Origin of the sequence: Drancourtella sp. An57 (genome assembly GCF_002161525.1) — a bacterium.
In the GTDB taxonomy this organism is placed as follows: Bacteria; Bacillota; Clostridia; order Lachnospirales; family Lachnospiraceae; genus Sellimonas; species Sellimonas catena.
This window is the reverse complement of record NZ_NFHY01000030.1, coordinates 1-9,176: the sequence shown is the minus strand read 5'-3', so window position 1 is coordinate 9,176 and position 9,176 is coordinate 1. Positions and strand designations below refer to the sequence as shown.

General features: G+C 49.9%; 6 protein-coding genes and 1 pseudogene. 4 read left to right on the top strand and 3 right to left on the bottom strand.

What is annotated here, in order from left to right; all coding sequences use genetic code 11:
- Positions 1 to 211: 211 nt before the first annotated feature.
- The gene (locus tag B5G11_RS15895; protein ID WP_071433763.1) at positions 212 to 427 is read left to right on the top strand and encodes a hypothetical protein; all 216 of its coding nucleotides are present in this window, start codon (positions 212 to 214) and stop codon (positions 425 to 427) included.
- Between the two features lie 119 nt (positions 428 to 546).
- Here the strand turns inward: B5G11_RS15895 and B5G11_RS15890 are convergent, their stop codons facing one another.
- A complete protein-coding gene (locus tag B5G11_RS15890; protein ID WP_087255601.1) occupies positions 547 to 870 on the bottom strand; it encodes a nucleotidyltransferase domain-containing protein in 324 nt (107 codons plus the stop codon).
- Positions 871 to 1,028: 158 nt separating this feature from the next.
- Between B5G11_RS15890 and B5G11_RS15885 the strand changes: the two are divergent.
- Positions 1,029 to 2,309: pseudogene (locus tag B5G11_RS15885) on the top strand (ISLre2 family transposase); the annotation flags it as partial.
- 168 nt (positions 2,310 to 2,477) lie between these two features.
- Positions 2,478 to 3,272 carry an AraC family transcriptional regulator gene (locus B5G11_RS15880; RefSeq protein ID WP_087255598.1) on the top strand — a complete coding sequence of 265 codons (795 nt, stop codon included), beginning with the start codon at positions 2,478 to 2,480 and terminating at the stop codon, positions 3,270 to 3,272.
- 21 nt (positions 3,273 to 3,293) lie between these two features.
- Here the strand turns inward: B5G11_RS15880 and B5G11_RS15875 are convergent, their stop codons facing one another.
- Together B5G11_RS15875 and B5G11_RS15870 are read right to left on the bottom strand one after the other, a co-directional pair.
- On the bottom strand, positions 3,294 to 5,705 hold the full coding sequence (locus B5G11_RS15875) for a N,N'-diacetylchitobiose phosphorylase (RefSeq protein WP_087255595.1): 2,412 nt from the start codon (positions 5,703 to 5,705) through the stop codon (positions 3,294 to 3,296).
- A gap of 28 nt (positions 5,706 to 5,733) precedes the next feature.
- A complete protein-coding gene (locus B5G11_RS15870) occupies positions 5,734 to 8,433 on the bottom strand; it encodes a cellobiose phosphorylase (RefSeq protein ID WP_087255591.1) in 2,700 nt (899 codons plus the stop codon).
- Positions 8,434 to 8,686: 253 nt separating this feature from the next.
- Here B5G11_RS15870 and B5G11_RS15865 point away from each other — a divergent pair, with 253 nt between their 5' ends.
- Positions 8,687 to 9,064, top strand: coding sequence for a hypothetical protein (locus tag B5G11_RS15865; protein ID WP_343215528.1), 378 nt, complete (start codon positions 8,687 to 8,689; stop codon positions 9,062 to 9,064).
- The last annotated feature ends 112 nt before the right edge of the window (positions 9,065 to 9,176 follow it).

Sequence of the window (9,176 nt, the reverse complement as noted above, 5' to 3'; positions counted from 1 at the left end):
CGTATGGCCTTGAGATGTGGATAACGGCTCCAAAGGAGACGCTTGTTGTGCAAAATAGCCACAATAACATACTCTGGCTGAAAAGCAGGGATTTCTAAAATTTATTCTTTACCGCTGTTCTGGCCAGGGACAACTTGAAAGCGATTTCCTTTATGTGTTATAATTAAGAACAAACAGGGCAACAAATTAGAAGCTGTGGAGGCGGCCATTTATGAAAAATAAAATTTTTAAATATATTGGATTGGAAGTTCTTTTATTGCTTGCTTTGATGCTATGTGGAACTATTGTTGTAAAAATATTCAATGTTGCGCTGAAATTGCAGTTTGAAAGCATAGGGACTACAGGGTTTATCGCAGGATTATGCGCTTGGCTTATATTGTTGATTGGCTGGGGCATAAAAGCAGCTAAAGCAAAAAGGAACAAGTAACTTCCCATTTGTCGGGGGGCCGAATAAGATGGGGCATGGCGCTTCCCGTAGCGCCATGCCCCGTTGCATATATGACTCCTTTCCCTCTGCTGGTTATCACTTTTGCCACAAATGAACCGTCAGCCGATGTAATGTAGTAGGTAGCGTAAACCACCCTTTATACAGTAACTCCCATTTTCCCATTCGGTAAATTTATCATAATCGATGAGGAGTACGGAGAGGACTTTGTCATATTCTAATTCCAAGTCTACAACAAGATCCGTCATCTGTTCATGCATCTCTTTTGTATAAGAGCCGACCAAGACTGCGATATCAATATCCGATTCTTCCGTTTGAGTGCCTCTAGCCACAGATCCGTAGAGGATAATGCTGGTGATTGAACCCTGAAAAATTCGGACAAGTTCGGGAATTAATTTTTCTAGTAGATTTGTGTAATTTTCCATTATGTGCCTCCTTTCTCCTGTTTGAGATTATTTTACCCCATATTGAGAACGAAATCAATCAAGTGAAGAAAACCGTGGGTCTGCCAGATCGGAAGAGAGTTCACAAAAGAGTTTCTGGAACGGTATGACAGGATGCTGATGGAGGGAGGGACAAAAAGAAGTACCGGAACAAGGGTGCCAGACAGACAACCGTAAAAACCGTGTATGGGGAAGTAACTTATCAGAGGACTGTCTATGAAGTAACCGAGGAAGACGGAACCAGGCACTTTGTATATCTGCTGGATGAAACACTGGAACTGGACCATGTAGGTCTGATTTCAACGAACATGGCGGAACTGCTAGTAAAAGGGATCACTGAACTATCTTACAGAGAATGCGCCCGGCAGGTCAGCGAGATGACTGGACAGACCATCAGTGCGATAGGCGTATGGAACGTCATCCAGGCTTTAGGGGAAAAGGTTTGTGAGGACGAAGCAGAGTTGACAGAAGCATATAAGAAAGGCCAAGTGAAAGGGAAAAGAGAGGTTCCTGTTCTGTTTGAAGAAGCGGATGGAGCTTATATCAAGCTGCAGGGAAAAGACAGAAAAAAGGAAAAACAGGATAAATCAGAGATCAAGATCGGGATAGCTTATGACGGATGGCGGAAAACCGGCCCGGATCGTTATGCGCTGGAAAACAAAGTGGTAGTTGCCGAATTTTCTAAAGCAAAAGAGTTTCAGGAATACCGGGAAGCGGCAATCGCACGGGAGTTTAACCTGGATGAGGTAGATCAAAGAATCTTAAATGCGGACGGAGCGTCGTGGATCAAGAAAGTGAAAGATAAAAGCACCTGTTTTCAGTTAGACCCATTCCACCGGAACAAAGCTGTGAAAGAAAAAATCCATGAACCGGCTGCGAGGGATGCTGTTTTAGAACTGATAAAAGGAGAAGAGATCGAAGAAGTATTCCGGTATCTGGAAATCTATCGGAACAGCTTGAGTGATGAAGCTGAGATTGAAGATGTAGAAGAACTGATCCGATACTATGAAAACAACCGGGAAGGGCTTCTGCCGTATCAGTCTCAGGAACTGGAGCTGCCAGACCCACCGGAGGGTCTGGAATACCGGAACATGGGAACAATGGAAAACCATGTGTGGAGCGTGATAGCGAAGCGGATGAAACATGGGCACAGAAGTTGGAGCCGGCGAGGAGGGAACCATCTGGCGAAGATACTGGCAAAAAAGTGCAGCGGGAAACTGTATGAAGTGACAGAACGTCTGAGGAGGCCGGTATTTGAAGAAGAGAAAGTAGAAGAGTTATACGGCGAGATCCTGATGTCAGCGAAGACACCAAAGAAAGACGGAAAGGGTTATCAATATCCAGCAGTAGGGCATGTGGTTGGATTGGAGGGAAAGATACAGGGAGAGAGAAAGCGACTGCTGTACATGGCTGGATATTAGAAACCAGAAAAAGGACTGCTTGAACAAAAAAGATAAATCGGAAAGAAAGTTGCCAATGATTACTTGACAGTAACGAACACGGCGGTGACCTGTCTTTTTTCTGGTATGTCCGGAAAGATTGTGCTATTATAAACTCAGATTCCGGTATATCAGAAAAGAGGCAGACCTATGAGTTACAAAAATGAATGGTTTTTATTGGAAGCAGATGATAATATTGACGAGATCGAACACCGCGAACCTACGGAAGAGTTCCTGTTCTACAGGGCGGTAGCAACCGGAGATATTGAGACAGTCAGGAAGAACTGCGAGGCAGGACGTTTTGTGGAGGGAGAGGGAGTCGGAGTCCTTTCGAGAGACCACGTGGTCAATCTGAAATATCATTTTGTGATCACGACTGCGATGATCACACGTCTGTGCAGGCAGAACGGTATGGAACTGGAACAGGCGTTCAGGATGAGCGACTTTTATATCCGGAAACTGGATGACATCCACACCGAGGCGGAAGTCCACAGCCTTCACGACGAGATGGTTATGGATTTTACGGAAAAGATGCGCAAATATGCCCGCAGCGATACCAATTCAAAGCATATCAACGCGTGCAAGGAGTACATATATTCACACATCAAAGAAAGGATTACGATAGAAGATCTGGCGGATGAGCTCGGCGTATCGTCCGGTTACCTGTCCCGCCTGTTCAAGAAGGAGACCGGTGTATCGGTGAGCGCATATATACGAAGCCAGAAGATCGACATGGCGAAGAACCTTCTCAGGTTCAGCGATTATTCCATGATCGATATCGCAAACCGGCTTTCGTTTTCTTCCCAGAGTCATTTTATCCAGCAGTTCAGGGAAGTGGTCGGGATGACCCCGAAGAAATACCGCGACGAGTACTATATGGTCCAGTGGGACATTGAATCCGGCACTCCGCGTACGGAAGGAGATACCGCAGGAATACCGGATTAAATGTCTGTGCTGTCCGGAAGGTTACAGCGTCAGGAGAATTTCATTTTCTTCTTTGAGCAGTCCTTCCGGTATATAATTATCAGGAAGCTCCTTCCCGTTCAGGCTCATGCTCCGGCATCCGGATTCCCGGTGATCCGGATTTTCGATCCTGATATGGAGATGTTTTCCCCGGAAATCTTTGTCAATTTCAAAGGAATCCCAGCTCGCTGGGACAGACGGCGCGATCCGGATACCTTCCAGATCCGGCCGGAGTCCGAGGATTCCCTCCACGCAGCCGACCATCACGGTAGAGGCGGTTCCTGTCAGCCAGTGTACGTGGGAGCGGCCAAAATGGCTGCTGGCCGGGCCTTCGGTAAACTGACCGTAGCAGTATGGCTCGAGCCGGCGGATCTCTGCCCTGTCATTCTGTGCGGCAGGCGCATTCTCTGTAAAATATTCAAACGCACGGTTTCCATGGCCGCTGAGAGCTTCCGCGAGGATGAGCCAGCCCTGCGACTGGGAGAAAATACCGGAGTTTTCTTTTGTCCCCTGATTGTAGATTACGGCAAGCGCACCGTCAAACGCGTGCTCATGGTAAGGCGGATCCATCAGGATGGCGCCATATGCCGTGTTAAGTCTCTGATATACGTTTTCCAGCGCGGTGTCAGCCTGTTCTCTGGATGCGAGTCCGCTGATGACAGCCCAGCTCTGGGGATTCAGCCAGAGATTCGCCTCCGGATCCTCTGCCGCGCCGATGCGTTCGCCCATCTCGGTGTAGCCGCGGATAAAACGGTCATTATCCCAGCACAGTCTCTGGATCTTCTGTCCGGTTTCTTCCTGCTTTTCTTCAAGATAGCGGACATATCCGCTGTCCTGTTTGTAGACGGCAAATTTCTTTAATATAGTCATTGCATAATAAAACTGCAGTGCGACAAATGAGGATTCGCCTTCTGCGCCGAGACGGAGACAGTCATTCCAGTCCGCATACAATCCTGCGGGCAGACCGTGAGGACCGAGGTGGTCGAAGGAAAACTGCACGGCGCGTTTCAGATGCTCATAAACAGTCCCTGCACCTTTGTTGGCAAACGGAATGACTTCATCGAGGAATGCTGTATTGCCGGTCTCCGCGATGTATTTGTAAACGGTCGGGAACAGCCAGAGGGCGTCGTCTGCGCGATAGGCTGGATGCCCGGTCTCCTGTACATAGGAGGCGTCGTCCGGCGTGTCTTCATGTCCCGGGTTGTGGGTGAATTTTACAAGTGGAAGCCCGCCGCCGTTATCTACCTGTGCCGAGAGCATAAAACGGATCTTCTCACACGCCATTTCAGGCGCGAGGTGGATGATCCCCTGGATATCCTGCACTGTATCGCGGTAGCCGTAGCCGTTGCGAAGCCCGCAGTAAATAAAAGAAGCGGCTCTTGACCATACAAAAGTGATAAAGCAGTTATAGGCGTTCCATGTATTTATCATCGTGTTAAAGGCGGGATCCGGGGTATTGATCTTAAGGTGATCCAGTTTTGCATACCAGTCGGCTTTCAGCGCATTGATCTCCTGTCTGACCTGTCCGGCAGGATCCGTGTAAGAGTCTGCAATGGCTGCGGCTTCTGCCGAGGGTTTCATACCGAGCAGAAAAAGCAAGGTCCTGGATTCGCCGGGATCCAGAGTGACTTTGCAGGAGAGGGCGCCGCAGGAATTCTCATTGTAGCTTGTGATATTGCCAAGATCAGCAGAGATCACGCCTTGCGGATTGCCATATCCGTGGTATTTCCCGAGAAAAGCGTCCTTGTCTCCGCAGTAGGAGGAGACTTCTCCGCCTGCAAGAGCGAAGAAACGTTCGGTCACTTTCTTGTCATCTACTTCTTCGTCCTCCCGGAGCGCGTCAAGATTGCCGTGGATCTGCTGGATGATCCGGTTCTTTTCAAATAAGGTGCGGGTGATGAAAAGGGAATACTGGAGGTTTACCTGGTCCTGTTCATAATTGCTGTGGTTTGTGAATTCCGCATATCCGGTAAGCGTAAGGTCCCGCGCGCAGTCTGATTGATTAGTCACGGTAAGCGCCCACACTTCGTAAGATTTCCCGAGCGGCACGTAGTAATCAGCCTCAGAGTGTATTCCGCTGTAGTCTGCAAGCATTCTTGTATAGCCCATACCGTGGCAGCACTTGCTCTGATATTGCCCGAGCTCTTTTCCTACCGGCTGCCAGGAAGCGGACCAGTAGTCCCCGGATGCATTATCGCGGATATAGATATAGCGTCCCGGCTGATCAAACTGATTGAAGATGTAACGGAGGATGCGGCCGTTTGCCCCTGATCTTGCAAAGCTGTAACCGCCTGCGTTGTTGGAGATAATCGCGCCGTATTCCGGAGAACCAAGATAATTTACCCAAGGGGAAGGAGTATCCGGATGATCGATCACATATTCCCGTTCTTTATCATCAAAATAGCCATATTTCATAATTTTATTCCTGTCCTTTCAGTTGAGTTTAATTGAGAGTAACGGTCACGCGGAGATGTTCTCCGGAAAAGCCGTCAAGTATCTTTCGAGGAAGCACAGCGTATCCGGCGCTGTCTGTCTGAAGCTGATATCCTTCACAGACTGCAGAGGATATCGTATATTCCCCGCTGTCTTTGTGTTCCAGGTTCTCGTAGATCACCTCAATCTGTTTCCCGGCAAAGACAAGGCTGACAGAGGCTTTCCCCTGACCGTCAAACTGTTCGCCCATCAGTCGGGGGGCGAAAATGAGATCGCCGGCCTCGCCCCGGACGCCGAAGACCTGGGTGATCATCGTCAGCATAAACCAGCTTGCGGCTCCGGTCAGATAGTGGTACATTCCGCGCCCGTCCGAGCGGAAATACTCCGGGATTCCCGGATAGATCCGGCTTGTATCAAAGTCCAGTGCGGTTTCGGCAAGCGTCTTCAGCGCTTTCCAGCCTTCTTTTGCAAAGCCGCGGCGGTACAGGGCGTTGGCATACATCACAGTCATATGTGAGAATACAGCTCCGTTTTCCTTTTCACCGTATGCAAAGCCGAACATACGGCCCATATCGAATTTGAGTTCATGGAAATCCGTGTTCAGGCGATAACCGCCGATCTCTTTCCGGTAGAGATAATGGTCTGCACTGGCTGTGATCCTGCGGATCTGCTCATCGGAAGCGACATTTCCCATAATGGAAAAAACCTGACCTGTGAGCATCATGCGCACTTCGTTGGGAAAGAATCCTTCCACCGCGCGTCCGTGGTTATCGTAGTAGCTGTTAAACCATCCCTCGTCTGCTCCTCCGTCGATCCATTCCCGTTCCCGGAGATAACCTGTGAGCCAGCCGGCCCTGCGATCCAGGTCATCCGCCAGTACGGAAAGAGGAATGGAGAAATGCCTGCCGCTGATCCGGTGCCGGCAGCTTTGTGTGTAGTCTTCCAGAAGCGCATTTTTGGCGTCAGGATCTTCGAATAAGCCGGCGTCTCCATTCAGGAGGATTTGAAGCTCCTCGGGCAGAACAGTTTCTTTTTCGCCGGAACGGCTTTCAAGAAGCCGGATCATTGAGGCGAGATCCCGCAGGTTCCCGGCGTAGGCGCAGGTGAAAGCAACGCTCTCGCCGCGTTCGGACGCCATGTCAAGGGCGTCGTTCCAGTCAGCCCCGCGCAGGCGGTAAACATTGTGGCTGCCGACTTCGTAGAAAGCGGTCAGCTGCTGGATCAGAAGATGTTCCAGGATACTTCCGGTATAAATCTCCCCGTCCTTTGTCCTGAGCAGGCTGCCCTGTCCTGCGTCCCACTGTCCGTCGGTCTGTGTTCCCCGGCAGGTCTGCGCGTCTTTAAAATAAGGAACTTTCCTGTTCAGGATATCCACGTCGCCGGTCTGATCGATATAGAGTTTGGTTGTCATCTGGGGCCAGAGAGCGTGATCCATCCATACACGTGCGATCCCGTTGCGGTCCGCGATGAAGTTCCCGTCGCCCTCTCCGATGATCGTGGCGTTGGTTCCGTCGATCCGGACCCCGCCGAAGTTTTTCTCGATCATCTGACCTACACCGTCCGGATCCATGAGAAGAAGAGAGAGGCAGTCCTGCCAGAGATCGCGCCATCCCCGGCCGCCTCTTCCGTAATCGTGATGGGGCAGGAAGGAACAGCCGAACAGCCGTCTGAGAAAAGGCTGGAAGCAGATCCATTTCATCAGACGGTCAAAATCAGCGTCGCCGGTATGAAATCCGGTGTTGACTTTCTCCCTCCACCAGGATCTTGTCTCGTTGAGAGCCTTCTTTACTTTATCCGGCGTATTGTATTTTTCATAAATCTGAGAGATGGATTCTCTGTTGTCTTCCGCTCCCAGGATCAGGATGTAATCCGTCTCCTCCCCGGGGGCAAGATGTATTTCCGGGAAGCGGAAAGCGCCCATCGCTTCTCTGCCGGCGGCAGAAGAGCCGGCCGGCACGCCGGTACGGCGCTCGCAGACGGCGCGCGGGTGCGTATAGGTTCCGCCTTCTCCCAGAAATTCCTCTACAGTGGGAAAGAAACTTTCCGGAGCTTCACCGGCGCCGCTGCATCCGTATACATAGTAGATCATAGAGTTGGGACGGTGCCCGCGCTCGTCAAAAGACATGGTCGGGCTGACAAGGATCCCGTGGGATTCCGTGCGGATGCGGTGGAGCATGGAAGTCACATTTCTGTGATCCCGTATATTGTCGGCGCTGCGTCCGTAGACAGGAACTGCGGCGAAGGGGATCAGGGTCTTTGTACTGTCTGACTGATTGCGGACCGTAATATACATGATCTCCGCATTGTCTTTCACAGGTATAAATGAAGTAACGGCAGTCCGGACATCCCGGCTTCTGGAGATCCTCTCCATCGAATGCCACATGAATCCAGCCGTGATCCGGCTGGCGTCCTGAAGCTCCGTAAACCGGGCTGCTTCCTGTTCCGCCGACGCTCCGGACGCGGAGAATACTTCGCCTGTATCAGATACCAGCCAGAAGTTTCTGACTGAGCGGTTGTTATGAAGGTTTTCAGCGCTGACCGGCTCAAGGAGGAAAGTTTCCTGATCGATCTTTGCGTCCCCGCCGAGATTGGGAGTGACGGAACTTTTCAGGCCTTTCTCTGACGCCAGCGGAAAATAAAGATAACTTGTATTTTCCGGCTGTTCTATAGAAAAACTGCCATGTTCGTCTATAAACTGCAGATGTTTCATATTAAGTCTCCTTTCACTTCGTGTATTTCTTACTTATGGGCATTATATAAGAATCTCTTCAGGGCAAAAATCAGAAAGAAAACTAAAAATATCAGAATCATGACATAAAATAAAAAAATGACGAAAACGGGTCATGAATCTGATATTTTTTTGCGATTCATAATATATCGCCCGGCAGGAATGGGCTATAATCTCACTATCACAGGCGGACAGGAGATCTGCCAGATAATAAACTGACGAGGAGGAATGAACAATGAAAAAGAGAGTAGTTGCCGTGATGATGGCAACAGTCACTGCGACAGGTCTGCTGGCCGGATGCGGCGGACAGGGAACAGATTCCGGATCCGGAGATGCACAGAGTACAGAGGAAGGCAAAGTCATTAATATCTACAGCTGGAATGATGAATTCCGCACCCGTCTGGAAGCTGTTTATCCGGAAGTCGAGAGTACTTCCGATGACGGAACAGTGACCACGCTGAAGGACGGAACGGAGATCCACTGGGTGATCAATCCGAACCAGGACGGCGTCTACCAGCAGAAACTTGACGAGGCGCTTATGAACCAGGCGGACGCGGCGGCAGACGATAAGATCGATATCTTCTTATCAGAGACAGATTATGTATATAACTAAGACTTCCCATACCTGAAATGGGCTTCGCTCCTTGAAAATTCAATATTTCAGCTGACAAAATAGTGATTTATGCCCCTATAGACTCTGGATGGAGTGCGTTACGCAGATATTT